General features: G+C 63.4%; 27 protein-coding genes. 16 read left to right on the top strand and 11 right to left on the bottom strand.

Features of this window, described 5'->3' with window-relative positions:
- The first annotated feature begins 54 nt into the window (after positions 1-54).
- The 5 genes from AC07Z7_RS14630 to AC07Z7_RS14610 all read left to right on the top strand — a co-directional run bounded on the left by AC07Z7_RS14630 (position 55) and on the right by AC07Z7_RS14610 (position 6,314).
- Positions 55-2,319, top strand: a complete 2,265-nt coding sequence (locus AC07Z7_RS14630; protein WP_494766676.1) for a CHASE2 domain-containing protein — start codon at positions 55-57, stop codon at positions 2,317-2,319.
- A 29-nt stretch (positions 2,320-2,348) separates the two neighbouring features.
- Entirely contained in the window at positions 2,349-3,134 is a 786-nt protein-coding gene (locus AC07Z7_RS14625) for a 3',5'-cyclic-nucleotide phosphodiesterase (RefSeq protein WP_494766675.1), read from the top strand.
- Between the two features lie 114 nt (positions 3,135-3,248).
- Complete coding sequence (locus AC07Z7_RS14620; protein WP_494766674.1) at positions 3,249-3,944, top strand: pilin; 696 nt, start codon at positions 3,249-3,251, stop codon at positions 3,942-3,944.
- A gap of 75 nt (positions 3,945-4,019) precedes the next feature.
- The gene (locus tag AC07Z7_RS14615) at positions 4,020-4,781 is read left to right on the top strand and encodes a hypothetical protein (protein ID WP_494766673.1); all 762 of its coding nucleotides are present in this window, start codon (positions 4,020-4,022) and stop codon (positions 4,779-4,781) included.
- 30 nt (positions 4,782-4,811) lie between these two features.
- On the top strand, positions 4,812-6,314 hold the full coding sequence (locus tag AC07Z7_RS14610) for a PglL family O-oligosaccharyltransferase (protein WP_494766672.1): 1,503 nt from the start codon (positions 4,812-4,814) through the stop codon (positions 6,312-6,314).
- Here AC07Z7_RS14610 and moaC read toward each other — a convergent pair.
- Positions 6,296-6,772, bottom strand: a complete 477-nt coding sequence (moaC, locus tag AC07Z7_RS14605) for a cyclic pyranopterin monophosphate synthase MoaC (RefSeq protein WP_494766671.1) — start codon at positions 6,770-6,772, stop codon at positions 6,296-6,298. The two genes, AC07Z7_RS14610 and moaC, sit on opposite strands and share 19 nt — an antisense overlap.
- A gap of 63 nt (positions 6,773-6,835) precedes the next feature.
- Between moaC and AC07Z7_RS14600 the strand changes: the two genes are divergently transcribed.
- Complete coding sequence (locus AC07Z7_RS14600; protein ID WP_494766670.1) at positions 6,836-8,434, top strand: M48 family metalloprotease; 1,599 nt, start codon at positions 6,836-6,838, stop codon at positions 8,432-8,434.
- Here the strand turns inward: AC07Z7_RS14600 and AC07Z7_RS14595 are convergent.
- The 3 genes from AC07Z7_RS14595 to AC07Z7_RS14585 form a co-directional block, all read right to left on the bottom strand.
- Positions 8,402-8,755 carry a phage holin family protein gene (locus tag AC07Z7_RS14595; protein WP_063459689.1) on the bottom strand — a complete coding sequence of 118 codons (354 nt, stop codon included), beginning with the start codon at positions 8,753-8,755 and terminating at the stop codon, positions 8,402-8,404. The two genes, AC07Z7_RS14600 and AC07Z7_RS14595, sit on opposite strands and share 33 nt — an antisense overlap.
- A 116-nt stretch (positions 8,756-8,871) precedes the next feature.
- Entirely contained in the window at positions 8,872-9,339 is a 468-nt protein-coding gene (locus AC07Z7_RS14590; protein WP_094289529.1) for a hypothetical protein, read from the bottom strand.
- A gap of 64 nt (positions 9,340-9,403) precedes the next feature.
- Positions 9,404-10,156, bottom strand: coding sequence for a TerC family protein (locus AC07Z7_RS14585; protein WP_094289527.1), 753 nt, complete (start codon positions 10,154-10,156; stop codon positions 9,404-9,406).
- 481 nt (positions 10,157-10,637) lie between these two features.
- Here AC07Z7_RS14585 and AC07Z7_RS14580 point away from each other — a divergent pair, with 481 nt between their 5' ends.
- Together AC07Z7_RS14580 and AC07Z7_RS14575 are read left to right on the top strand one after the other, a co-directional pair.
- Positions 10,638-11,072, top strand: a complete 435-nt coding sequence (locus AC07Z7_RS14580) for a DUF3717 domain-containing protein (RefSeq protein WP_494766669.1) — start codon at positions 10,638-10,640, stop codon at positions 11,070-11,072.
- Positions 11,073-11,126: 54 nt separating this feature from the next.
- Entirely contained in the window at positions 11,127-11,432 is a 306-nt protein-coding gene (locus AC07Z7_RS14575) for a putative signal transducing protein (RefSeq protein ID WP_094289523.1), read from the top strand.
- A 122-nt stretch (positions 11,433-11,554) separates the two neighbouring features.
- On the opposite strand, the gene AC07Z7_RS14570 is transcribed toward AC07Z7_RS14575, so the two are convergent.
- Together AC07Z7_RS14570 and purB are read right to left on the bottom strand one after the other, a co-directional pair.
- Positions 11,555-12,115 (bottom strand): YaeQ family protein, encoded by a 561-nt coding sequence (locus AC07Z7_RS14570; RefSeq protein WP_494766668.1) that lies wholly within the window; start codon positions 12,113-12,115, stop codon positions 11,555-11,557.
- Between the two features lie 80 nt (positions 12,116-12,195).
- The gene (purB, locus tag AC07Z7_RS14565) at positions 12,196-13,575 is read right to left on the bottom strand and encodes an adenylosuccinate lyase (protein ID WP_094289519.1); all 1,380 of its coding nucleotides are present in this window, start codon (positions 13,573-13,575) and stop codon (positions 12,196-12,198) included.
- 118 nt (positions 13,576-13,693) lie between these two features.
- On the opposite strand from purB, the gene AC07Z7_RS14560 reads away from it, so the two are divergent.
- From AC07Z7_RS14560 to AC07Z7_RS14525, 8 genes are all read left to right on the top strand, one after another.
- On the top strand, positions 13,694-14,308 hold the full coding sequence (locus AC07Z7_RS14560) for a glutathione S-transferase N-terminal domain-containing protein (RefSeq protein WP_494766667.1): 615 nt from the start codon (positions 13,694-13,696) through the stop codon (positions 14,306-14,308).
- Between the two features lie 68 nt (positions 14,309-14,376).
- Entirely contained in the window at positions 14,377-15,093 is a 717-nt protein-coding gene (locus AC07Z7_RS14555; RefSeq protein ID WP_094289515.1) for a TetR/AcrR family transcriptional regulator, read from the top strand.
- A 180-nt stretch (positions 15,094-15,273) separates the two neighbouring features.
- Complete coding sequence (locus AC07Z7_RS14550; RefSeq protein ID WP_494766666.1) at positions 15,274-15,861, top strand: TRAP transporter small permease; 588 nt, start codon at positions 15,274-15,276, stop codon at positions 15,859-15,861.
- A gap of 23 nt (positions 15,862-15,884) precedes the next feature.
- Positions 15,885-17,165: a TRAP transporter large permease gene (locus tag AC07Z7_RS14545; RefSeq protein WP_494766665.1), complete on the top strand. Its 1,281-nt coding sequence runs from the start codon at positions 15,885-15,887 to the stop codon at positions 17,163-17,165.
- Positions 17,166-17,227: 62 nt separating this feature from the next.
- On the top strand, positions 17,228-18,232 hold the full coding sequence (locus AC07Z7_RS14540; protein ID WP_494766664.1) for a TRAP transporter substrate-binding protein: 1,005 nt from the start codon (positions 17,228-17,230) through the stop codon (positions 18,230-18,232).
- An 83-nt stretch (positions 18,233-18,315) separates the two neighbouring features.
- Positions 18,316-19,227 carry a shikimate dehydrogenase gene (locus AC07Z7_RS14535; RefSeq protein ID WP_494766663.1) on the top strand — a complete coding sequence of 304 codons (912 nt, stop codon included), beginning with the start codon at positions 18,316-18,318 and terminating at the stop codon, positions 19,225-19,227.
- 36 nt (positions 19,228-19,263) lie between these two features.
- Positions 19,264-20,163, top strand: coding sequence for a VOC family protein (locus AC07Z7_RS14530; protein WP_252658041.1), 900 nt, complete (start codon positions 19,264-19,266; stop codon positions 20,161-20,163).
- A 15-nt stretch (positions 20,164-20,178) separates the two neighbouring features.
- Positions 20,179-21,084 carry a sugar phosphate isomerase/epimerase family protein gene (locus AC07Z7_RS14525; protein ID WP_494766662.1) on the top strand — a complete coding sequence of 302 codons (906 nt, stop codon included), beginning with the start codon at positions 20,179-20,181 and terminating at the stop codon, positions 21,082-21,084.
- A gap of 18 nt (positions 21,085-21,102) precedes the next feature.
- Here the strand turns inward: AC07Z7_RS14525 and AC07Z7_RS14520 are convergent, their stop codons facing one another.
- Genes AC07Z7_RS14520 through AC07Z7_RS14500 form a run of 5 tightly spaced genes read right to left on the bottom strand, consistent with a single transcriptional unit; the run spans position 21,103 to position 24,707 of the window.
- Positions 21,103-21,558 (bottom strand): nuclear transport factor 2 family protein, encoded by a 456-nt coding sequence (locus tag AC07Z7_RS14520; protein ID WP_494766661.1) that lies wholly within the window; start codon positions 21,556-21,558, stop codon positions 21,103-21,105.
- Positions 21,559-21,566: 8 nt separating this feature from the next.
- Positions 21,567-22,349 (bottom strand): SDR family NAD(P)-dependent oxidoreductase, encoded by a 783-nt coding sequence (locus tag AC07Z7_RS14515; protein WP_494766660.1) that lies wholly within the window; start codon positions 22,347-22,349, stop codon positions 21,567-21,569.
- Positions 22,346-22,885, bottom strand: coding sequence for a DUF3833 domain-containing protein (locus AC07Z7_RS14510; RefSeq protein ID WP_094289497.1), 540 nt, complete (start codon positions 22,883-22,885; stop codon positions 22,346-22,348). The genes AC07Z7_RS14515 and AC07Z7_RS14510 overlap by 4 nt, the downstream gene beginning before the upstream one ends.
- Positions 22,886-22,905: 20 nt before the next feature.
- Complete coding sequence (locus AC07Z7_RS14505; RefSeq protein WP_494766659.1) at positions 22,906-24,189, bottom strand: MFS transporter; 1,284 nt, start codon at positions 24,187-24,189, stop codon at positions 22,906-22,908.
- Positions 24,186-24,707 carry a chalcone isomerase family protein gene (locus AC07Z7_RS14500; RefSeq protein ID WP_494766658.1) on the bottom strand — a complete coding sequence of 174 codons (522 nt, stop codon included), beginning with the start codon at positions 24,705-24,707 and terminating at the stop codon, positions 24,186-24,188. Before AC07Z7_RS14500 ends, AC07Z7_RS14505 begins: the two co-directional genes overlap by 4 nt.
- Between the last annotated feature and the right edge of the window lie 52 nt (positions 24,708-24,759).

Genomic DNA, 24,759 nt, shown 5'->3' with positions numbered 1-24,759 from the left:
GGCGGTTGCACCAGCGCCGCCATCTCCCATTGACACCCCCATGCGGCCAGGTCCATGCGACAGCAGCTCTCGCACCTGTTTCTGCGCCGCTGGCGGCGCATCGCCGTCACCCTGATACCGCTGGTTTTTGCGCTGCTGCACATTTCGGATGTACTTCACCTCCAGGTGTTGGAGCGGCTGGACAACATCATCTATGACACACGCTTGCGGGTCACCATGCCCCGCACGCTGGACGAGCGCATCGTCATCATCGACATCGATGAAAAAAGCCTGGGCCAGGTTGGACACTGGCCGTGGAGGCGCGACAAACTGGCAGCCTTGGCACGCGAACTGTTCGAGCGGCAGCAGGTATCCGTGCTGGGGTTCGATGTCGTGTTCGCCGAGGCGGACGAAAGCTCGGGCCTGTCCACATTGCGTGGGCTGGCCCAGGGGCCGTTGCGCAATCAACCCGGGCTTCAGGAGCAGCTGGAACGCCTCGCCCCCTCGCTGAACTACGACGCACTGTTTGCACAATCACTGCAAGGCCGTCCAGTGGTTCTGGGTTACTACCTATCCGGCGATGACCGCGACGGCATTACCAAGGGGGCCCTCCCCGCACCCGCGCTGCCGCTGGACCGCCTGCGTGGCCTGCCGCTGATCGCAACATCGTGGAAAGGCTACAGCAGCAACATCGAAAGTCTGGCCGCCGCCGCACCCACCGCCGGGTTCTTCAATTCGATCACCGATGAAGATGGCGTGGTGCGCTCCCTCCCGCTGCTGGCCGAGTACCAGGGGCAGTATTACGAATCCCTGGCCCTGGCCATGTTCCGCGCCGTCGTTGGTTCGCCAGACATCCACCCGGGCTTCGCCAACCCGGTCCCCAATGGTTCGCATGACGCCCTGCAGAGTATTGTGCTGCGCGCCGATGGGCGTTCTTTGGCCCTGCCGGTGGACGATCAACTGGCCACCCTCATCCCCTACCGGGGCCCAGGCGACGCCCGGGGCGGCTCCTTCCGGTACATCTCGGCTTCGGATGTTCTGGAAGGCAAGCTTGCCCCCGGCCAGCTCAAAGACCAGCTGGTGCTGGTGGGCTCCACCGCCCCGGGCCTGCTGGACCTGCGGGTGACCCCGGTCGGCAGAACCTATCCGGGCGTCGAGGCGCACGCCAATGTGCTCTCGGCCTTTCTGGACGGCAAGAACATCGTGCGACCCGACTACGCCGTCGGATTCGATGCCTTGCAACTGCTGTGTGCGGGATTGCTGCTGGCCGTGGCATTGCCCCTGCTGTCAGCCTCCGCAGCGGTGCTGCTCAGCGGCGGCGTCGTGGCATCACTGGTGGGCCTCAACCTCTGGCTCTATCTCGCCCACGGGCTGGCTTTGCCACTCGCCACTGCCGTGGTGATGGCGCTGCTGGCGTTTGCACTCAACATGGCTTACGGCTACTTTGTGGAAAGCCGCTCCAAACGCGAATTGGCCACACTGTTCAGCGCCTATGTGCCGCCCGAGCTGGTGGCCGAGATGGTCAAGCAGCCAGAGCACTACAGCATGCAGGCCACGAGCCGCGAGCTGACAGTGATGTTCTGCGACATGCGCGGCTTCACCGCCATGTCGGAGCGCATGGAACCGCTGCAGTTGCAGGCGCTGCTCAATGAGGTGTTCAGCAAACTCACCCACATCATCCGCAGCCATCGGGGCACGATCGACAAGTACATGGGCGATTGCGTCATGGCCTTCTGGGGCGCACCCGTTGCTACTCCGGACCACGCACACCTGGCCGTATCGGCCGCGATGGAGATGGCCCAGGCCATAGGGCAGATCAATGCCGACCACCGGCAGCGTGGCTTGCCCGAAATCGGGGTAGGCATCGGGCTCAACACCGGTGTCATGTGCGTGGGCGACATGGGCTCGGACATCCGGCGCGCCTACACCGTCATCGGCGACGCCGTGAACCTGGGCTCACGGCTGGAAGGCCTGTCCAAACATTACGGCACCGCCATTGTGGTGAGTGAAAGCGCCAAATCACTCGCCCCCCAATTCGCCTGGCAACAGATGGACCGTGTCCGCGTCAAAGGCAAGGCCCAGGCGGTGCCCATCTACCAGCCGTTGGCAAAACTGGGCCAGCTAGCACCTCGACAAGCCGAAGAGCTCGAACTATGGGGCCAATTTCTGGCCGCCTACGCCGCACAGGAATGGGCACAATGTGATGCACTGCTGGCACGCTTGAAAGAATTCAAACTCCATTCCGTGCTGCACGCGCTGTACGCCGAGCGCGTGGCCAGTCTTCGGTTGTTGCCTTACAACCCAGACTGGGACAGCGCCACCAACTTCGATACCAAGTAGACGAGCGAGCAAAAGCGGGAAGGCTTCACATGCAGATTCGTGTGCTGGGCTGCTCCGGCGCCATCGCCAAGGACTGTCGCACGACATCGTTCTTGGTTGGAGACCGCATCCTGATCGATGCGGGCACCGGCGTGGGCGACCTGACCCTCGAGGAAATGGGCCGTATCGACCATGTGCTTCTCACCCATTCGCACCTCGACCACATTGCGGCCCTGCCGCTGATGCTGGACGCCGTCTCGTCCCTGCGCCGCAGCCCTGTGCAGGTTCATGCGCTGCCCGCCACCATCGAGGCGCTTCAGGCACATGTGTTCAACAACATCATCTGGCCAGACTTCAGCGCCATTCCATCGCAAGCATCGCCATTTCTGCAGTACCAAACGTTCTCGACTGGCGAGTTGCTGGCGATAGACGGGTTCGAAATCGAAGTTCTTCCCGCACGCCACACCGTTCCCGCCGTCGGCTTCGCCGTGAAAGGACACACGGGCTGGTGGGTCTTCAGCGGTGACACCGAACGCAACCAGTCGTTCTGGCAGCGGGTCAACGCGATGCAAGTGAGCTACCTCGTCATAGAAACTGCCTTCAGCAACCGCGAACGCGATCTTGCCCGCCGCAGCCTGCACCTGTCACCCGCCACCCTGGCCCAGGAGTTGGCGCATATCGATCCAGCGAACCGCTATCCCATCTACATCACCCATACCAAGCCATCGGAGACCGAGCTCATCATGGAAGAAATCCGGCAGTTGGATGGCACTACGGGCTCCCTGGCCCCGCATGACATCCGGTGGTTGGATGCGGGGCAAGTGCTGGAAGTATGAAGTACGAGCTTGACAATACTGGCTGACAAAAATGTAAAGCAAAAGAGTTTGAAGGGGCTTTTTTGACGCGTAGCAGATAGCTCAAGCACCGACCTCCTGGGATGCTTGTGAACAATGTTGAAGAACACGCTTCTTTGCCGAGATTTGTTCGTCAAAAGCTTGACCTTGCCGATTCGCCCCCTCTTACAAGGGCGCAAGTTGCCCGTTGCGAGGCTGGGCGCCGCAATCCAACAGCTGCCCGATGCAAGCGGGCACGCGGATTGCATATCAAGTGCGCATTTGCAATTTTTCCTAGGAGTTTTTATGAAGCGCTTTATGCAAAAGGGTTTTACCCTGATCGAATTGATGATCGTTGTAGCGATCATCGGTATCTTGGCTGCTGTGGCGTTGCCTGCCTACCAAGACTACACTGTACGTGCCCGTGTATCTGAAGGGCTGGTTGCAGCATCTGCGGCAAAGGTGAATGTGCAAGACGTGCTGGCCGGTGGCAATCCTTCGGCAATCGCCTCTGGCTATGCAACCGGTTACACTGCGCCGAATGCAACTCGCAACATTACCAGTCTTGCCATTACCCCTGCCACCGGCGTGATCACGGTGACGACTACGGCTGCGGCTGGCGGCGGCATTCTGACGCTGACTCCCAATGCTCCAGTTGGCACCATTCTACCCGTTGGTACGGCTGCGTTCACCCCCCCTTCGCAGCCTGTGGCTTGGCGTTGCCAAGCTGTGGGTGCAGCTGCGGCATCGTTTGCAGGCACTCCAGCCACGCAGACTTTGGCAGCGCGCTACGCACCGTCTGAGTGCAAGTAATTTTCAACAGCTGTTGAAAAAGGGAGCGCATTGCGCTCCCTTTTCATTTGTCAGGAAAAATATATCACTGAATCCATGCCGAAAGAAAAGCCGAAATATACATCGCTAATGGCTGCATGCATCCATCTGGGGGTGAGCATGTTGATTGCAGCCGTGGTGGCATGGCTTGTGTTCTATCGTTGGTTTCCTGCACCCTATCACGAGATAACAAAAGGAACTGCGGTATTTTTTCTGCTGATTGGTGTCGATGTCGTTTGTGGCCCTTTTCTCACATGGATTCTCTATCGTCCGGAAAAACCAAGCTACCAGTGGCGCATTGACTTGGCCATCATTGTTTTCATCCAATGTGGAGCGCTGGCCTACGGATTGCACCAGTTGAGTACCGTTCGCCCCGTCTGGATTGCCTTCGAGATCGACAGAATTCGTGTTGTCCAGTGGCTTGATATCGGTCCTCCATTTGAAAAGAGACCTTCTGCTATTTCTTTGAATGCACCTCAATGGATTGGTGTTAAACAATTTGAACCCGATGACCCACGCTTTCTTCAAAGCGTAAAAATGTCTCTGGCAGGCAACCACCCCGCTTTTCAGCCAGAGCGATGGGTTGACTACAATTCGCAGAAGGATCTTATTCGTGGTGCCTTGCGACCAATTGAGAATATATACACAAAAAACAAAACTTACCAGTCATTGATTGATGCCGTTTTGCGAAAAAATGAACTCAAAGTCAATCAAATCGGATATATGCCACTTGTCTGTGATTCTGTGACTGATTGGATTGTTCTTATTCGAAAGGACACCTTGGAGCCAATGAAAGCACTGCATATTGACGGATGGTGAAAACATGAAAGTACCAAAGGCACCAGCTCCATGACCATCGGCACATTTTGGCTACCCGATGAAAGACCGCGTTGGAACGAAAATGTGGCGATTGCTCTGGGGGCACTCATCTGGCTGTGGCCTGTAACGCATGGGCCGTTGCCCCAGTTCTGGCCTAATTGGGTGGCCTGGGTTTGCGCAGTCGCAATAGTCTTCGTATTGAAGGAAAGTCCATGTCGAACCCCAAGCGTGATTGCCGGATGGCTGGTGGCAGCGGCCGTCAGCGCCGTGCTAGCGGTGCTCCAGTATCTTGATCTGGGCCACTGGCTGTCTTCGGTGATGGCAGCGGCTGATCCCGGTCACGGTTATGCCAATACCCGGCAGTCCAATCACCTCGCCAGTCTTCTAGCTGTAGGCATGGCAGTTTTGGTGTGGTGCCGCCAGACCGGGCGACTGGTGCCCCATTCTTGGTGGCTGGGTTTATTGCTTGCAACAGGCTTGGCCACCACTGCTTCACGGGGGGGCGCCTTGCAAATGCTTGTGGTTTGCGGCTTGGGCTTGTACTGGAGCCGCAATGCTCCGCGAAAGATTGTCGGCTGGCTTGCTAGCTTGGTAGTTACCTACATCGCCGCTACGTCAGCCTTGCCATGGTTGCTGCAAACATTTCATGGCCTGGAGGGAGAGCGCAATTTTCTTGATCGATGGGCCGTCGAAAACACCTGCAGTAGCAGGAAAATCTTGTGGAGCAACGTTCTGGATATCATCCAACGCAAGCCTTGGACAGGGTGGGGATGGGGTAATCTTGGATTCGCAAGCTACGATACGTTGCACGATGGCATGCGTTTCTGCACCTATTTTACGAATGCACACAATCTCCCACTGCATCTGGCGGCTGAGTTTGGTATACCGATCGCTATTTTATTCTCTGTTTCACTGTGCACGTACGCCCTCTACCTACGCCCGTGGAACTTGACAGAACCAACTCCACAACTCGCAACCGGTATTCTGATGGTTCTGGGATTGCATAGCCTTCTTGAGTTTCCTCTCTGGTTTGGCAACTTCCAGAGTATGCTTGGGTTTTTAATATGGATATGCTGGAGTGGTCGACATGCCATCAAAAATTTGCCTCCAGGCCCCATCAGTCTTTCAACTCGGAATCGCAATATCATTGGATTTTTTCTATCACTCTATCTTATAGTCTTGGCCTGGGATTACACCAGAATATCCCAGCTTTATCTTCCATATGCCGAGCGACTGGGAGCTTATAAAAATGACACTGTGGAAAAAGTCAAATCCTCCATTTTCCACAAAGATCAGGTTATTTTCGCCTTGGTCGTTGCTACCGATCCAGATAGCTCGAACGCGGAAGTACTTCTAAATGGCGCGTTGCAAGCATTGCATATATCTCCCGAACCAAGAATCATTGAACGCGTGATAGTGAGTGCGAGTATTTTGGGGCGCCAGGATCTGGTTGATTACCACACTCTACGCTATCAGGCAAACTGGCCAACGGAGTACAGAAAATGGCTTTCCAGTCAGAAAGGGGAGTGGTAATCGGATTTACCCCCTGATTTCTTCAAGAGCCGTATCGCATGGAAAATCATGCCACGATCCACGGCCTTGCACATATCATAAATTGTGAGAAGTGCGATTTGCACGGCGGTAAGCGCTTCCATCTCCACGCCCGTGACCCCCACAGTTTCTACGGTCGCCGTGCATCGCACCATAGAGTTTTCTGGGAGCAAATCAAACTCCACCGATATTCGGGTAAGTGCCAGCGGATGGCACAGCGGAATCAAATCGCTGGTTTTTTTCGCAGCCATAATGCCTGCGATGCGGGCAATGCCCAGCACGTCCCCCTTCTTGGCCGTGCCGCTTTCGATGATGGCCAGGGTTGCTGGTTGCATCTCGATGCGGCCAGTTGCTACAGCGATACGGTGGGTGGCGGGTTTAGCGCCTACGTCCACCATGTGGGCTTGGCCTTGGGCGTCGAAGTGGGTGAGGGAAGACATGGCAGTGGGTCGGCAAATGGTTGTTGTTACGAAACAATCGGTGGCTCAGGGCATCATACGGGCATGCGGAATCGCTTTTGGCCCCGAGGGCTCGCCGCCCCGTTGCGGCCCCATCCCCTCGCTATTCTTAGCAAAAAATCGCCTTTCTGGCGCGCTAGTCAAGCCTTTATTGCTATCAATATTGCAGCAATTTGCTTAACTTTCCCAGCTCATGCCCAGTCGCAGCTGCCCACCCTCGGCGAAAGCGGCGACCTCACCACCAGCGCCGAGCGCCGCCTGGGCGACCGCATCATTCGCGAACTGTACCGGGATCCCGACTACATCGACGACCCGGTCATCGCGGACTATGTGCAGGGCATCTGGCAGCCGCTGATGGAGGCCGCCCGTGCGCGCGGAGAACTTTCTGCCGAGCTGGACGAGCGCTTCGCCTGGGAGATTCTGCTGGGACGGGACCGTACGGTGAACGCGTTTGCCTTGCCCGGTGGCTACCTGGGCGTGCACCTGGGCCTGGTGGGGGTGGTGGCAACGCGTGACGAACTCGCATCGGTGCTGGCGCACGAACTTAGCCATGTGACCCAGCGCCACATCTCGCGCCTGATCACGCAGCAGAGCAAGCAGACCCCGCTGCTGCTAGGGGCGCTGGTGCTGGGCGCCCTGGCGGCGAGCAAGAACCCCGGCGCCACGCAGGCCCTGGTGGTGGGCGGCCAGGCCCTTGCCATGCAGAACCAGCTGAATTTCTCGCGCGACATGGAGCGGGAGGCGGACCGCATCGGCTACGGATTGATGGCACCCGCCGGGTTCTCACCTCTGGGTTTTGTGAGCATGTTTGACAAGCTGCAGCAGGCCAATCGGCTCAATGACAATGGCTCGTGGCCCTATCTGCGCAGCCATCCGCTGACCAGCGAGCGCATGGCGGACATGCAATCGCGCCACCCCCCCGGCGCCAACCTTGGCCAGGCCGTGACCACCTCGCTGGAGCACGCCATGGTGGCGGCCCGCGCCCGGGTGCTCTCCAACCCCGGGGTGGACACCTTGCGCCAATGGGTTCAGGAGCCCCAAGGCATCGGGTTCGCGGCACAGCCGCCGCAACGGCGTGCGGCGGCACTGTATGCCGCCGCCCTGGGGGCGCAGCAGCTGCGGGACATGGCGGGCGCACGGTCGGCAGTGCAAAAGCTCGAAGCGCTGGCGCAGGCGGACGCTGCCGCGCTGCGGCTTGTGCGCCTGCTGCGTGCGGAGATCGAACTGGCCGCCGGTGATGTCTTGGCAGCGCAGACGGCACTGCCAGAAGCAAAAGTCATCGGCACCAGCACACGCAGACCGGAGCTGTTGCTGCGCACCCGGATCCTGCTCCAGGCGGGCCAGGCCAGTGCGGCGGCGAGTTCATTGCAAACCTGGGTGGCCAACCACCCCAAGGATGCCAGCGCATGGCAGCTGCTGGCGGCCGTGTGGCAGGCTCAGGGCCAGGGGCTGCGCGCCGTCCGCGCGGAGGCCGAGGCCCATGCCGCGCGGTATGACTATGCGGCGGCGGTGGACCGGTTCAAAGCGGGTCAGGATCTGGCCCGCCGAGGTGGCGCCGCAGCGGACCACATCGAGGCGTCGATCATCGACACCCGGCTGCGTGCCACGGAGTCACTTCTTCGCGAACAGGCCGCCGAGCGCTGACTCAATCACCACGCCCAGCACCGAATAAATCAGCGAGCCCAGCAGGGCTGCGCCAAAACCCGCGACATGGAAGCCATCGAGCACGCTGGCGGCGGCCCAGAACATGAGCGCGTTGATCACAAACAGGAACAGCCCCACCGTGACGATAGTGACTGGCAGCGTCAGCACCACCAGCACCGGCCGCAGCACCACATTGAACAGCCCGATCACAAAGGCCGCGATCAATGCCGAGGGAAAGCTTTTCACCTCGACACCGCTGTAGATGTACGCCACGAACAACAGCGCGGCTGCGCTGAGCAGCCATTTGAGAAGAAGTTTCATGGCCAAAGAATAGCACCGGCCAGTGATCCGCAAAAAAGGGCCTTGCAGGCCCTTTTTGTCACAGCACCTGCTCCGATCAGCGGACAGGCCCTTTGGCGTCTTTCGACGCGCCCCAGTCACTCCAGCGCCAGAACCCACAGGGTGCCAAAACCCGTGAGCAGGCTGCCCATGAGGGTGCCAGGCCGGGGCGTTGGCCAGCGGCGGCCCGCCTTCTGGCCTTTCTCCGCATCCTCCGGGGCATCGGATTTGGGGCGGCGGGCATCCACCACCTGGGCCGCAGAGGGCTGGGCCGCCTGCAGCTGCTCCGTCAGCTCTACCAACGGACCCTTGGCCACCACCGTGGTCACGCTGTTGGCGGGGGCCCGCAGGCCGGGGAGTATCTGGGCAAACAGTTTGTCCGCCCACTTGGTACGCCAGTTCTCGCGGGCGCTGTGGCTCACCCATTTGCTGATGCGGTGGGTCATCCGCGGGGCGCAGGCCACCAGCACCCACTGGGTCGGTGCCGCTGCCTCACGGGCAAACAGGGGCGCAAGCACCTGCTGGGCATACGCTGCGTCGTCCACGTACACGATGACTCTATCCATACCGCCTCCTGTGAAAGCCCCAAGGCCCCGGGGCGTGAAGCACTCCCCCGGGCCACCGATCAGATCAATGCTGTTGTTCGGCAGGCGCTGCAGCGGCGCGGCGCGCGAGAATGATTTTCCCGGCCAGCAGCACCAACAGTGCACCCGCCACGCTGGCACCGTACTTGACCGTGTCGAGCACGTCGCCCGAAGCGTCCAGAGGCATCTTCAGCATCCACTGCCACTTGTCGGGGTTGGCCAGTGCGGGGTCGGTGACCAGCATGCCACCTGCGATCCAGCCCAGCAGCATGCCGCCCAGCGTGATGATCATCGGGAAGCGCTCCATGAGCTTGATGACCAGCTGGCTGCCCCAGACGATGATCGGGATGGAGATCAACAGGCCCAGCACGACCAGCAGGAACTGGTGTTCGCCGGCGTTCTGTGCTGCACCAGCAATGGCGATCACGTTGTCCACGCTCATCACCAGGTCGGCCACGATGATGGTCTTGATGGCGGCCAGCAGCTTGTCGCTGCCCTGCACGTCGCCATGGCCTTCTTCATCGGGGGCCAGCAGCTTGACACCAATCCACACCAGCAGGATGGCACCCACGAACTTGAGGAACGGCAAGGCCAGCAGGGTCATCGCAAAGGCGATCAGGATCACCCGCAGGACGATGGCGCCCGCAGTGCCCCAGATGATGCCCTTGGTGCGCTGTGCAGGGGGCAACTTGCGGCAAGCCAGCGCAATGACCACAGCGTTGTCGCCACCCAGCAGGATGTCGATGATGATGATCTGGCCCAGTGCGAGCCAGAATTCGGGCGATGCCAAAAAGTCCATAAATTCCTCAGTATCAAGAGCGCGAAGGGAGGACCGCGCCGCCACTGTAGCGCCGAGTCCTTCCCAGGGATAGAGGGCCTGCGGTCGGAGGATCAGGGACTTGCCACCGCGCTGCGGGGGCGCGGCACGCGAAGAGGCAGCCTTGATCAGCCCACAGTGGGCCCATCAAAGGTCTTGCTCGGCTCTGCACATGGAGCATGTGCGTGGAGCCCGGAACGCCGGAAGCGATGCTTCGTATTGACGACGAATCCGATGCCTTGCACTGCGACCATCAGGGCCGGGCCCCGCTGCAATACAAGTCGGGAGCTACTCCCCTTCGAGCCCTCGATTGGAACATCGCCAGCGCGGCCGCGCAAGGGTCGGCATGTTGTGGTTACTGCGTATGAACGTTCCTGCGCGATAAGCCTTTTGTGGATAACACCACCGCCAGCATCCCCCGGGCGGGCGGCTATGATCCAGCCCCCTTGTGTCTCGCCCATCCATGGCCGCCATCCACATCACCGACATCGAAGCCGCCATCAACCACTGGCGCCACCGCGCGCCCTCGCCGGATGGCGTGGCGCTGGCGCCCGAGATCGAGGCCCTGGGAGAGGCCTATGCGCTGATGGTGTACCACCGCCAGACCACCATCGGCGAAGGCGACCTGCCTGCACGCGCGCTGGCCGCATGGCATGCCTGGTACGACACGACCCCCGACACCCCCTGCATCGCCATCTGCTCCACCAGCCAAGGGGACGACCTTTGCAAAGGCTGCGGGCGCACCTTCGATGAAGTGCAGCACTGGCCGGCCATGAGCCCTGTGGAAAAGCGTGTGGTGTGGCGCCGCATCACCCTGGAGCACTCTGCGTGGCGCTTCAACCGCTACGCCGAACGTGCGGCCGAGGGTGCCTCGACACCCCCATCACCCGCGCCCTGAGGCCGACAAAGGCAGGGGCTGTACGCCAACCCCGGCAGCGGCTATGGTGGAGCCATGCTGCGCCTGACCCAAGCCCCGAACATCGCCATCGCCACGCTGTGGGCCGACCTCCTGTGCGAGGCGGGCATGACGGCGTCGGTGCAGCGCCAGTACCTGGGTGCCGCCGCCGGGCACCTGCCGCCCGACCAATGCCTGCCCGAGATCTGGCTGGACCACGAGGAACACGCGACCCGCGCTCGCACGCTGCTGCAAGAGTTGCAGGCCCTGCCGCAGCGCCACTGGGCCTGCCGCTGCGGCGAAATTGTGGAGGGTGGCTTCGAGCAGTGCTGGCAATGTGGTGCACTCATGCCACGGGACTGAAACTGAAACGCCTGTCCACGCATGCAGGCAACTGGGCATGCAGACATGCCACCAATGCTATTAATTCAGTAGCTAAAAGGGTATGACTATTGCGCGGAGAAGGCCTTTTCGGCCTGAACAATCTACTTCCAGCGCACGGGCTCCACGTGCACGCTGCCCAAGGTGCTGCTCAGGGTGATGGCCCCTTCCTGCACCGTGGCCTGCAGCTGCATGCTGCGCTCGGCCAACTGTGCCAGTGCCTGCGATGCATCGGTGGGAATGCGCCAGACCTGCAGCTTGTCCAGCCGCGACAGCTTGCTTTCGATGCCCTTCCACCAGATTTCCGAGGCGTGGTTGAAGCAGTAGACGATCACGGAATCGGCCTTGCTGCAGGCCTTGGTCAGCGGCTTGTCCTCGGGCTGACCCACTTCGATCCACACGCGCTTGCGGCCCGTGAAGTCGGTGAGGGACGCGTCCGGATCATCCGGGTCCGACAGGCCCGCGCCAAACGCCAGGGTGGCGTCGCCATTGCACAGGTCGTTGAGCTGGTGCGCCTGGATGGCCAGGGCGGCCAGACGGACCATCATGCGCTCGTCGGTCTCGCTCGGGTGGCGGGCCAGGGTCAGGGCGTGGTCGGCGTAGTAGCCGTGGTCGATATCGGCGATCTGGACGTTCGCCTTGAAGATGGTGGATTTGATGGCCATGCAGCCTCACTACTAAATAGATAGCTGCCAGCGCTTAATGGAAAAGCGCTGGAGGCCAAAATGGCTTGGAATGACCGCTGTCAGGCTCGGCGTGCGAGTTCGGCCGCCTTGCCGACGTAGCTGCCAGGCGTCATGGCCAGCAGGCGGTCTTTTTCGGCCTGCGGGATTTCCAGCGAGTTGATCAGGCCGTGCAGCGCTTCGGCCGTCACGGTCTTGCCGCGGGTCACTTCCTTGAGCTTTTCGTAGGCGCCTTGCACACCAAAGCGGCGCATCACCGTCTGGATGGGTTCGGCCAGCACTTCCCAGGCGGCGTCCAGGTCTTCGGCCAGGGCCTCTTCGTTGATTTCCAGCTTGTTCAGGCCCGTAAGCAGCGAGGCATAGGCCAGCGTGGCGTAACCCAGGGCCACGCCCATGTTGCGCAGCACGGTGCTGTCGGTCAGGTCGCGCTGCCAGCGGCTGATAGGCAGCTTTTCGGACAGGTGCTTGAGCAGCGCGTTGGCCAGGCCCAGGTTGCCTTCGGCGTTCTCGAAGTCGATGGGGTTGACCTTGTGCGGCATGGTGCTGGAACCAATCTCGCCCGCCTTCAGGCGCTGCTTGAAGTAGCCCAGGCTCACATAGCCCCAGATGTCGCGCGAGAGGTCGATCAGGATGGTGTTGGCGCGCGCCACGGCGTCGAAAAGCTCGGCCATGTAGTCGTGCGGTTCGATCTGGATGCTGTAGGGCTGGAAGGTCAGGCCCAGGCCCAGGGGCTCGGGCGTTTCGATGACCTTCTTGCTGAAGGCTTCCCAGTCAAACTCGGGCCAGGCGGACAGGTGGGCGTTGTAGTTGCCCACGGCGCCGTTCATCTTGCCCATGATCTTGACGGCAGCGATCTTCTCGCAGGCCGTCTGCAGGCGCATCACCACGTTGGCCATTTCCTTGCCCACGGTGGTGGGGCTGGCGGTCTGGCCGTGGGTGCGGCTGAGCATGGGCACGTCGGCAAAGGCGTGGGCCATTTCGCGCAGCTTGAGCACGATGCGGTCCAGGCCCGGCAGGATGACCTGGTCGCGGCCCGAGCGCAGCTGCAGCGCATGGCTGGTGTTGTTGATGTCTTCGCTGGTGCAGGCAAAGTGCACAAATTCAGAGGCCTTTTCCAGCTCGGGACGGGCTTCGAACTTGCTCTTGATCCAGTATTCGACCGCCTTGACGTCGTGGTTGGTGGTCTTTTCGATCTCCTTGATGGCGGCCGCGTCGGCCTCGGAGAAGTTCTTGACCAAGCCCAGCAAGTAAGCACGCGCTCCGGTGGTGAGCGGCTTGAATTCAGCGAAACCTGCATCCGACAGCGCGATGAACCAGGCCACTTCCACCTGCACGCGACGGTGCATGTAGCCGTGCTCGCTCATGATCGGGCGCAGGGCGGCAAGTTTGGTGGCGTAACGGCCGTCAAGCGGCGACAGGGCGGTGATGGTGGACAGGCTCATGGCGCGCAATTGTAGGCGGGGTGTGTAGGCGCCACGCATCAGTCAGGCTCACGCCGGGTCGCTGTCGATAGAATCAAACCCGAATTGTTCAGCATCCCCGCGCACTGGAAGACACACCATGAAATTGATCGGAGCCACCGCCAGCCCCTACGTGCGCAAGGTACGTATCGTGATGGCTGAGAAAAAGCTCGACTACCAGTTCGTGCAGGAAAACGTCTGGGCTGACGACACCCACATCGCCACATCCAACCCTCTGGGCAAGGTGCCCTGCCTGGTGATGGAAGGCGGCGAAGCGGTGTTTGACTCCCGTGTGATCGTCGAGTATCTGGATACCCTGTCGCCCGTGGGCAAGCTGATCCCGTCGCAGGGCCGCGAGCGTGCCGAAGTCAAGACCTGGGAGGCCCTGGCCGACGGCGTGATGGACGCCGCCATCCTGGCCCGCCTGGAAGCCACCTGGGCCCACCGCAAGGACAGCGAACGCAGCCAGGCCTGGATCGACCGCCAGCTGATCAAGGTCAACGACGGCCTCAAGTCCATGAGCCAGGGTCTGGGCGACAAGCCGTATTGCAGCGGCATTCACCTCAGTCTGTCTGACATCGCCGTGGGCTGCGCCCTGGGCTGGCTGGAGTTCCGCTTCCCCGACATCGCCTGGCGCAACGAGTACCCCAACCTGGGCAAGCTGCTTGACAAGCTGATGCTGCGCCCGAGCTTTGCAGACACCAAGCCGTCCTGAGCGGCGGGCGCAGGCAGCCCGGGTTTGGTAAAGACCCCGCGCCGGGCTTGCCGTATGCTTGGGCGCTTATGAACGAAATGGTTCAAAAACCTTCGAAACCCGGCGATGAACGCGCCACCCGCCAGCGCGCGGCGCGCGAGGCCGCCACCACGCCCGGGGCGGACCGGGTCCGCGTCAACGACCCCGACCGCACGATGGCCAACATCCTGCAGGTGGCCACGGCAGAGTTTGCGGACAAGGGCCTGGCTGGTGCGCGCATTGACGAGATCGCGGCGCTGACCAGCACCAGCAAGCGCATGATCTACTACTACTTCGGTAGCAAGGAAGGTCTGTACGTCGCGGTGCTGGAGGAGGCCTACCGGCGCATCCGGCGCATCGAATCGGAGTTGCACCTGGAAGACCTGGCACCCGAGCAGGCCCTGCGCACGCTGGTGGGGTTCACGGTGGACTACCAGCTTGCCAACCCCGACTTCATCCGCCTGGTGATGAACGAGAACATGCACCGGGGCGAGTTCATCAGCAAGTCGGCCACGATCCAGGAACTGAACATCCCCGTCATCCATGCCGTGCGCGATGTCTACCAGCGTGGCGTGGCGGCGGGCGCGTTCCGCCCCGATGTAGACCCGGTGGACCTGCACATGTCCATCTCGGCGCTGTGCTTCTTCAACGAGGCCAACCGCCACACCTTTGGCGCGATCTTCAAGCGCTCGCTCGACACCCCTGCCGCCACGGCGCAACGCCGTGAATCGATCATCGAGATGATCGTGCGCTTTCTGCGGCCCTGACCCTCCCGGCCCGGGCGCACCCCGGTCCCGCGCCAAAAAGCTCCTCATTGGCACCCTGGGCGCGCGCCGTGCATGGCTGCGTCCTGCCATGACAAACCATGCAGGGTTTGCACCTAGATCAAATACTAACCAGTTCGTACAAAATTCTTTCAGCGTTTCAATACAACGACTGGAGACACCATGTTTGCACTGGCCGACCGCGTGCTGCGGGGATACACCCGCGTGCTGGATGTACTGTCCGGCCTGTGTCTGGCGGTAATGGTGGTGCTGGTGTTTGGCAATGTGGTGCTGCGCTACACCCTGAACTCCGGCATCACGGTGTCGGAAGAACTCTCGCGCTGGCTGTTTGTGTGGCTGACCTTCATGGGCGCCGTGGTGGCGCTGCGCGAACACGGCCACCTGGGCACGGATGCGCTGGTGTCGCGCCTGCCCGCCGTGGGCAAGAAGGCCTGCCTGGTGCTGGCGCAGATCGCCATGCTGTATGTGTCGTGGTTGCTGCTGAGCGGCAGCTGGGCCCAGATGCTCATCAACTGGGAAACCGAAGCGCCCGTGACCGGCGCCTCGGTGGGCATCTTCTACGCCAGCGGCGTGCTGATGGGCGGGTCGGGCATGGCCATTCTGCTGCACGACCTGCTGCGCACCCTGTTCGTTCCGCTGGCGGAGCATGAGCTGGTCATGGTGCAGGAAAGCGAAGAACTGTCGGCCCTGGCGCACCGCCCCGCGGGCGCCGAAACATCCCACGAAGCGCCCAACAGCCGCCGCCCCTGACCCCTCCGCACAGGCACTCCACCATGACCGTCACCATCTTCCTCGGCTCCTTGCTGCTCGCCATGGCGATCGGCATTCCCATCGCGTTTGCGCTGCTCATCAGCGGCGTGGCGCTGATGTGGCATCTGGACCTGTTCGACGCGCAGATCCTGGCGCAGAACGTGATCAACGGCGCCGACAGCTTTCCGCTGCTGGCCGTGCCCTTCTTCATGCTGGCGGGCGAGATCATGAATGTGGGCGGCCTGTCCAAGCGCATCGTGAAGCTGGCGCTCACGCTGGTCGGCCATGTGCCCGGCGGCCTCGGCTATGTGGCCATCATGGCGGCGGTGATCCTGGCCGCCGTGTCGGGCTCGGCCGTGGCCGATGCGGCAGCGCTGGCCTCTTTGTTGCTGCCCATGATGGTGGCTGCGGGCCACAACAAGGAACGCTCGGCCGGGCTCATTGCGTCGGCCGGCATCATTGCCCCGGTGATTCCACCGTCCATCGGTTTCGTGATCTTTGGCGTGGCGGCCAACGTGTCCATCAGCAAGCTGTTTCTGGCGGGCATCGTGCCCGGCATCCTGCTGGGGGTTGCGCTGGCGGCCACCTGGTGGTGGCTGGTGCGGCGCGAAGATGTGGCGCCCCCCAAGCGGGCCACCCGTGCCGAACTGGCCGTGGCCCTGCGCGAGGCCGTGTGGGCGCTGGGCCTGCCCATCATCATCCTGGTGGGGCTGCGCATGGGTGTCTTCACCCCCACCGAAGCCGCCGTGGTGGCCGCCGTGTATGCGCTGTTCGTGTCCATGGTGGTCTACCGCGAGCTGAGCTGGCACCAACTGGCCGACATCTTCCGCGCCTCGGCCCGCACCAGCGCGGTGGTGATGTTCCTGGTGGCTGCCGCCATGGTGTCCGCCTGGCTGATCACCGTGGCCGACCTGCCCTCCAAGGTCATCGGCATGCTGGAGCCCTTCATGGGCAACCCAACGCTGCTGCTGATCGCCATCATGCTGCTGGTCATGGTGGTGGGCACGGCCATGGACATGACGCCCACCATCCTCATCCTCACGCCCGTGCTGATGCCGGTGGTCAAGGCCGCAGGCATCGACCCGGTGTACTTCGGCGTGCTCTTCATCATCAACAACGCCATCGGGCTCATCACCCCGCCCGTGGGCACGGTGCTCAACGTGGTGGCGGGTGTCGGCCGCATCTCGATGTCGCAGGTCACCCGCGGTGTCATGCCCTTCATGCTGGCCCAGCTGGCCGTGATGTTCCTGCTGGTGCTGTTCCCTTCCATCGTCACCGTGCCGCTGCGCTGGCTGGGTGGCTGAACCGCACCCAAGGTTTCTCGCCCCTTTTTTTGTCCGCCCCAAAAACCCAAGGAGACATTTCCATGAAGCTGCTCAAAACCTTGCTCGCCACGGCCCTGGTGGCCGCGTCACTGCTGCCCGCTGCACACGCCCAGGAACGCACCATCAAGTTCGCCTTCCAGAACCAGAAAGACCACCCGCAGGCCCAGGGTGCACAGAAGTTCGCCGACCTGGTGGCGGCCAAGACCAACGGCCGCATTGCCGTCAAGCTCTTCCCCGGCGGCACGCTGGGCGGCGACCTGCAGACCGTGTCGGCCCTGCAGGGCGGCACCGTGGAGATGACCGTGCTGAACGCGGGGATCCTGGCCGCGCAGTCCAAAGAGTTCGGCATCTACGACTTCCCGTTCCTGTTCGCCACGCCGCAAGAGGCCGACGCCGTGACCGACGGCCCCTTCGGCAAGAAGCTGCTCGACAAGCTGCAGGCCAAGAACCTCGTGGGCCTGGGCTACTGGGAGCTGGGTTTTCGCAACCTCACCAACAGCAAGAAACCCATCACCAAGGCCGAGGACATTGCGGGCCTGAAGATCCGCGTGATCCAGTCGCCGATCTACATCGACCTGTTCAACGCGCTGGGCGCCAATGCCGTGCCCATGCCGTTCCCCGAGCTGTACACCGCCATGGAGCAAAAGGCCGTGGACGGCCAGGAGAACCCTTTCTCCACCATCCTGTCGTCCAAGTTTGCCGAGGTGCAGAAGTACCTCACTGTGACGCGCCACATGTACAACCCCCAGGCCGTCATCGTGAGCAAGAAGTTCTGGGACAGCCTCAAACCCGCCGACCAGAAGGCGTTGAACGACGCCATGGCCGAGGCCACCACCTTCCAGCGTGGTGTGTCGCGCGTGCAGGCCAACGTGGCGCTGGAAGACCTCAAGAAGGCAGGCATGCAGGTGTCCGAGTTCTCGCCCGCCGAGCTGGACAAGCTGCGCGCCAAGGTCAAGCCCGTGGTTGAAAAACACAGCGACAAGGTCGGCGCCGAGACCGTGCAAGAGGTCTATTCCACGCTGGCCAAACTGCGCGGCGGCAAGTAAGCCACCGCCGCCACCCCTGTGCTGCCGTGCGGTGAAGACACCACCAGCCCGGCAGCGCGCCCACCCTGCATTCCGCCCGCCCCATGAGCCTCCAGCTCCTCGATCCCCCGGTCATCCCCACCACCTCCACCATGTCTTCCACTAGCCCCCGCAAGGTGCTGATCGGGCTGATCGGTGCCGGCATCCAGAAGTCGCTGTCGCCTGCCCTGCACGAAGAAGAAGCACGCCACCACGGCATGCGCCTGCACTACCAGCTCATCGACCTGGACCGCTCTGCTTCGTCGGCAGAGCATCTGCCCACGCTGCTGTCGGCGGCGCGCATCATGGGCTATGCAGGTTGCAATGTGACCTACCCCTGCAAGCAGGCGGTGATCCCGCACCTCGACAGCCTGTCGGAAGAAGCGCGCGCCATGGGCGCCGTGAACACCGTGGTCATCCAGGGCGGAAAACTGGTAGGTCACAACACCGACGGATCGGGCTGGGCCTGGGGCTTCACCCGCGCGCTGCCCGGTGCCGACCTCAGCCGCGTGGTGCTGCTGGGCGCGGGCGGTGCAGGCGCCGCCATTGCGCATGCCGTGCTGCGCCTGGGGGCACAGCACCTGAGCATCGTGGATGCACAACCCGAACGCGCCGCACAACTGGCGGCCGACGTGAATGCGCTTTATGGCGCGCGCGCCGAGGCCGGTGAAATCCGCTCGGCCATGGCCCACGCCACCGGCCTGATCCACGCCACGCCCACGGGCATGGACAAGCTGCCCGGCCTGCCGCTGGATGTGGGCCTGCTGCGGCCCGCGATGTGGGTGTCCGAAGTCGTGTATTTCCCGCTCGACACCGCCCTGGTCCAGGCCGCGCGCGCGCTGGGCTGCCGGGTGTCGGACGGCGGTGGCATGGCCGTGGGCCAGGCCGTGGGCGCGTTTGAGCTGTTCACCGGCGAAGCCCCTGACGCCGCCCGCATGGACGCGCATTTTCGCCGCCTGGTCAGCAGCGCCCGCTGACCCCTTCCGTGCACGACAACACAAGGAGCTGAACCCATGAGCACCCCGATGGTGGCCACCCGCGAAGCACTGGGCGACATGCCCAACCCCCTGGGCCTGCAGGGCATCGAGTTCATCGAATACGCCACCAGCCGCCCGCAGGCGCTGGGCCAGGCGCTGGAGCGCATGGGCTTTCAGCCCGTGGCGCGCCACCGCTCGCGCGAGGTGCTGCTGTACCGCCAGGGTGACATGAACATCATCGTCAACGCGCATCAGGACACCGAACGCACCGGCGTACATGCGCCGCCCGCACTCACCGAAACACCGGTGCTGGCCGCCATCGCCTTCCGCGTGGGCAATGCGGCCGCAGCATTTCGCCGCGTGCTGGAATTGGGCGCGTGGGCCGTGCACACCGAGGTCGAGGTGATGGAGCTGAACATCCCCGCCATCCACGGCGTGGGCGCGAGCCGCATCTATTTTGTGGACCGCTGGAAGGAGTTTTCCATCTACGACGTGGACTTTGTGCCCATCCCCACCGTCAACCCCCGCCCGCCCGCGCTGCAGGGCCTGCACCTGTTTGGCGTGGTGCAGTACATCGGCCTGGGCCGCGCAGCGGACTGGATCCATTTCTACAGCGAGCTGTTCGGCTTTGCCGAGCTGGCGCCCGACCAGTCGTTTGGCGTGCTCACGCATGGCCGCATCCTGGCCAGCCCCTGTGGCACGCTGCACTGGCAGCTGATCGAGCCGCTGGTCGATGCGCTGGATGCCGACCCCGAGGAGCTGCTGCAGCGCGTGGCCTTTGGCACACCCGATGTGCTGGCAACGGTGCAGGCGCTGCGTGCGCGCGGTGTGGAGTTTGTCGAATCGCCCACGGGCGTACACACCGGCACGCGCGGCGCGTTGACGCGTGCCGATGCGGCCTCGCCCAGCTTCGAGCTGGTGCGCAGCGCCCGCTGAGCCAGGAGACCGCCCATGCGCCAATCCACCATGCAACGCAACGTCGCCGATTTCGGCATGGACACCATCAGCCTGGCGGGCCCACTGGAGGCCAAGCTGGCCGCCGTGAAAGCCGCCGGCTTCGGCCAGATCATGCTGGCCGCGCGCGACATCGTGGGCCACCCTGAGGGCATCGAAGCCGCTGTGCACGCGGTGCGCAACAGTGGCCTGCGCGTCACGGGCTTTCAGGTGCTGCGCGATTTTGAAGGCCTGTCGGGCCACCTGCACAGCTACAAGGTGGACATTGCCAAGCAGATGATCCTGATGGCGCGCGACCTGGGCGCGCCCGTGCTGCTGGCCTGCAGCTCCACGTCATCGCACGCCACGGCCGATGCCGAGGCGATTGCGCGCGACCTGCGCAAGCTGGCCCTGCTGGCGCTGCCCCATGGCATCCGTGTGGCGTTTGAAGGCCTCTCGTGGGGCCGCCACATCAACGAGGTGCACCAGGCCTGGGCCGCCGTAGAGCAGGCCGATTGCCCCAACCTCGGTCTGGCGATCGACTCGTACCACCAGTTCGCCACCAGCACGCCGCTCTCGGCCCTGGAAGATGTAGACCCCGAGAAGATCTACCTCGTGCAGCTGTCAGACTTCATGTGGCAGGAGACCCGCACGGTGCAGGAGCGCATCGAGACCGCGCGGCACTTTCGCGTGTTCCCCGGTGAGGGCGTGCACAGCCAGGCGCTGGCCGAGCTGGTGCGCACGCTGGACGGCATGGGCTACCAGGGCGACTACAGCTTTGAGGTCTTCAACGACGACTACCAGCAGCTGCCCCTGCCCTACGTGGCGCAGCGGGCCTGGAACAGTGCGCTATGGCTGGCCGAAGGGGTGCTGCAGCGCGCGGTGCCACTGCCGGGGCATCCGCGCATCAAAGCCCTGGCGTGATCCACCATCCGCCAACGATCAACTGTTGGCGCGTTTCTTGAGCCAGCGCATCAGCGCCCCCACCACGGGCAGCTTTTCATACAACTCTTCGGCCGCATCCCAGTAGTCGCGGTGCAAGGTCACGAGGCCCTGGGCATCCAGCACCAGGTGCGAGGCGCCGCGCACGGTCTGCGTCACGCCCTTGTGGAAGTCCTTGAAGGCGAACAGGAAGTCCCAGGTCAAAAAGCACTGCTGCCCCTGCACCACGCGGCCCGTGACCACAAAACGCGGCTGCTCCAGTGCCTCGAACATGTGGGCAAAGATGCCCTGGATGGCGGGCACGCCCACCACCTCGTTGAACGGGTCCTTGAAGCGCGCCTGGGGCGCGTAGAACCGGCCGATGGTCGCCACGTCGGCGGGCGACAGGTTTTCAAAGAACGCAATGATGCGTGTGACGGTGTCTTCGGTGGAGGGTGCGGTATCGGGGGTCTGCATGGCAAAAGTCAGAGGCCGGTGAAGCGGCGAACCGCCGGAAAGTACCACCGATACGGCAGCAGCCGCAGCAGCTTCATCACGCGCGTGAAGCGCTTGGGGAAGTGGATGTCGAACTGCCCCTGCGCCCAGCCCTGCAGGATGGCGTCGGCTGCCGCTTCGGGGGAGATGAGCGCAGGCATGGTGAAGTCGTTGCCCGCCGTGAGCGGCGTGGCCACAAAGCCGGGGTTGATCACGCTCACGCCCATGCCCAGGTCGTGCAGGTCCAGGTACAGCGCCTCGGCCAGGTTGATGAGCGCAGCCTTGGTGGGGCCGTAGGCCAAGCTCTTGGGCAGACCCCGGAACCCCGCCACGCTGCTGATCAGGCTCACATGGCCCGGGCGCCCCGCCTGGGCGGCAGTGAGCATGGCGGGCAACACACCAGCCAGCACATGCAGTACGCCGTTGTAGTTGATCTGCTCATGCCTCAGCATCACGGCCAGATCGAAGTCGGTGGCGCGCATGTCGCGGTAGTAGCCCGCGCAATAGCACACCATGTCGGGCACACCACCCGCCAGCACCTGCGCGGCGGCGGCTTGCACCTGGGCCGGTTCGGCGGTGTCAAAAGCCAGCGCCGTGCTGCCGGGGTGCTGCACAACAAAGGCGTTCAGTGCATCGCTGCTCCGGGCCGAGACGACGACCTGCGCGCCGCGCGCATGCAGCGCTGCCGCCGTGGCACGGCCAATGCCGCTGCTGGCCCCGATGAGCCAGGCCCGGCGGCCCTGCCAGTCGCGCAAGGGAGGGTTGAGTTTCATGGTGCGCGCTTGGTGAAGGACAGGGTGATCTCGCCCAGCCGCACGCCGAACTTGCTCATGGTCGCGCGGTTGAGCATCACGCGGTCGTCGATGAGGTACATCCAGTCGTCCAGGTCCACGTGGTAGACCTTGCCGTCCACGGGCAGGGCCAGCGTGTAGTTCCAGCGGAAGGCGTTGCCGCGCGTCTGGCCGCCCGCAGTGCCCACCACATCGTCGGCGGTGCCGGTGTAGCGGCCGTCGGCATGTTTCGTCAGGCGCCAGATGCGGCGCTGTGTGGTGCCGTCGGAATAGGTGAAGGCTTCGTCCAGCACGCCCTCGTTGCCCTTCCAGCTGCAGTCCATCACCACGGTGAAGCGTTTGACGATCTGGCCGCTGCGGTCCTGGAAGATGCCGTAGGCGTCGATCTTGCCGTTGAAATACTGGGCCAGGTCCAGCACCGGTTTTTCGCTGGCGTAGCCGTCAATGCTCTGGCTGGCGCAGCCAGACAGAGCCACGGGTGTGGCCACGGCGGCGGAGAGAAGAAGGCGTCTTTGCATGTTGGGCATCCCTTGAAAAATCAGGCGCTGGCCAGGCCGCGTGCAGGCCGGAGCACCAGCCCATACAGCGCCCCTGCTGCCAGCAGCTTGAGCACGCAGGGCAGCACGGCATAGGCCCAGTTCAGGGTCTGCAGGCCTTCTTCGCTGCGTGTGCCGGGGGTGTAGCCCCACCAGCCCAGCAGGGGCAGCGCGAGGCCTGCGGCCAAAGCCAGGTTGAGCTTGGTGGCAAAGTTCCACCAGCCAAAGTAGGCGCCTTCGTGCTGGCCGCTGTCGCCCTCGGCGGCGATCACGCCCGCCAGCAGGGCGCTGGGCAGGGCCAGGTCGGTGCCCAGGGCCACGCCCGACAGCGTGCAGACGACAAGGAACGGCACCACATCACCCGCGCCCAGAAACGCGGTCCACACAAACACGGCAATCGCCAGCAGCATGCCCGCCAGCCAGGTGCGCGCCAGGCCCCAGCGCGCCACGGCGCGCAGCCACAGCGGAATGGACAGCGCAGCGCACACGAAATAGGCCGCGAGGAGCATCGGCTCCTGCGCGGGCGGGGCCTGCAGCCGGTCCTGGATGAAGAACAGCACCAGCGTGGCCGGGATGGCGCTGGCAATGCCGTTGAGCACGAACACGGCCAGCAGGCGGCGAAAGGCCGGACGCCCCCAGGGCCGCCACAGGCTGGTGCGTTGCGGCGGCCGGTACACACCGGCTTCCTGCAGCACCGGGCGCGGAGCCAACGCCCAGCACCACCAGCCCAGCAGCAGGGCGACAGCAAACACACTGAGCATCACCGGCAGGCCCAGCAACGCAGGCAGCACCGAGGCCAGCACCACGCCCACCAGTGCGGCACCTTCGCGCCAGGCCACGATGCGGCCGCGCTGCAATTCATCGCCTCCCAGGCGCGCACCCCAGGACTGGTGCGCAATGCTGAGCTGGCTATAGGCGACGTAGGTGATGAGCAGCGCCACCAGCGCCCAGGCAAAGAGCGCATCGGCACCGCGCACCAGCGGAAAGAACAGGCTGGTCAGCCCCAGTGCCAGCACCGCCGCCGACACCGCGCCCACCGCCAGCACGGCGCGCACCGAGCGGCCAAACAGGTGGTCGGCCAGGCGGCCCAGCAGCGGGTCGGTGAACGCATCGAACAGCCGCGCGGCCAGCAGCACAGCGCCCAGCGTGGCCAGCGGCATGCCAAATTCGCGCGCGTAGTGGTTGGGCAGCAGCACATACAGCGGCAGCGCCACAAACGCCAGCGGCAGGCCCAGCAGCCCATAGGCCAGACCGTGGCCGGCGCGCATGGGCGTGGTGGTGGTCATGGCTGCCCTTGGCCTGCGGTGCGGGTGGCCGCAATCAGCTCTTGCCGCAGCCCGGGCTCGGAGGTCTGGGGCGACAGCCAGATGCCAAAGAACAGGCGCGAGAACTCGGCGTCGGGCACCTCGCCCACCACGCGGCCGCCCATCTTGAAGACGGCGCCGGCGCCGGGCTGGTACAGGCCCAGCAGGCGGTCCCCGGGTTTCACATCCGGCAAGGCCGCCTGCAGCGCCTGCTGCCAACGGGTGGCCTGCTGCGGCGTGAAGCTGCCCACGCGGCGCATCTCTTCGATGGAGCGTTTGGCAATCGCATCGGCCGTGAAGTTGCGCTGGTAGGTCAGCTCCAGCGCCAGCGGGTGGGCGCTGTACTGGTCGGCATCAAAACCGGGCTGGGCCCATAGGCGCGCGCGGTACACCTCGAACCCCAGGAAGCGCATGGTGCCCTGGCCCACCAGGCGCGCGCCCGCCAGCGGTGTGCTGGCGGCTGGCGACGCGCTCACCGCCCCTTCTGCCCCTTGCGCCATAGCAAAATTTGAGCAAAAAACGGCCCCTGCGCCCACTAGCAGAGCGCTGATA

This window comes from Acidovorax sp. GW101-11A03, assembly GCF_059424825.1.
Note: the sequence above shows the minus strand (reverse complement) of the source record. Positions and strands in the feature narration are given on the sequence as shown.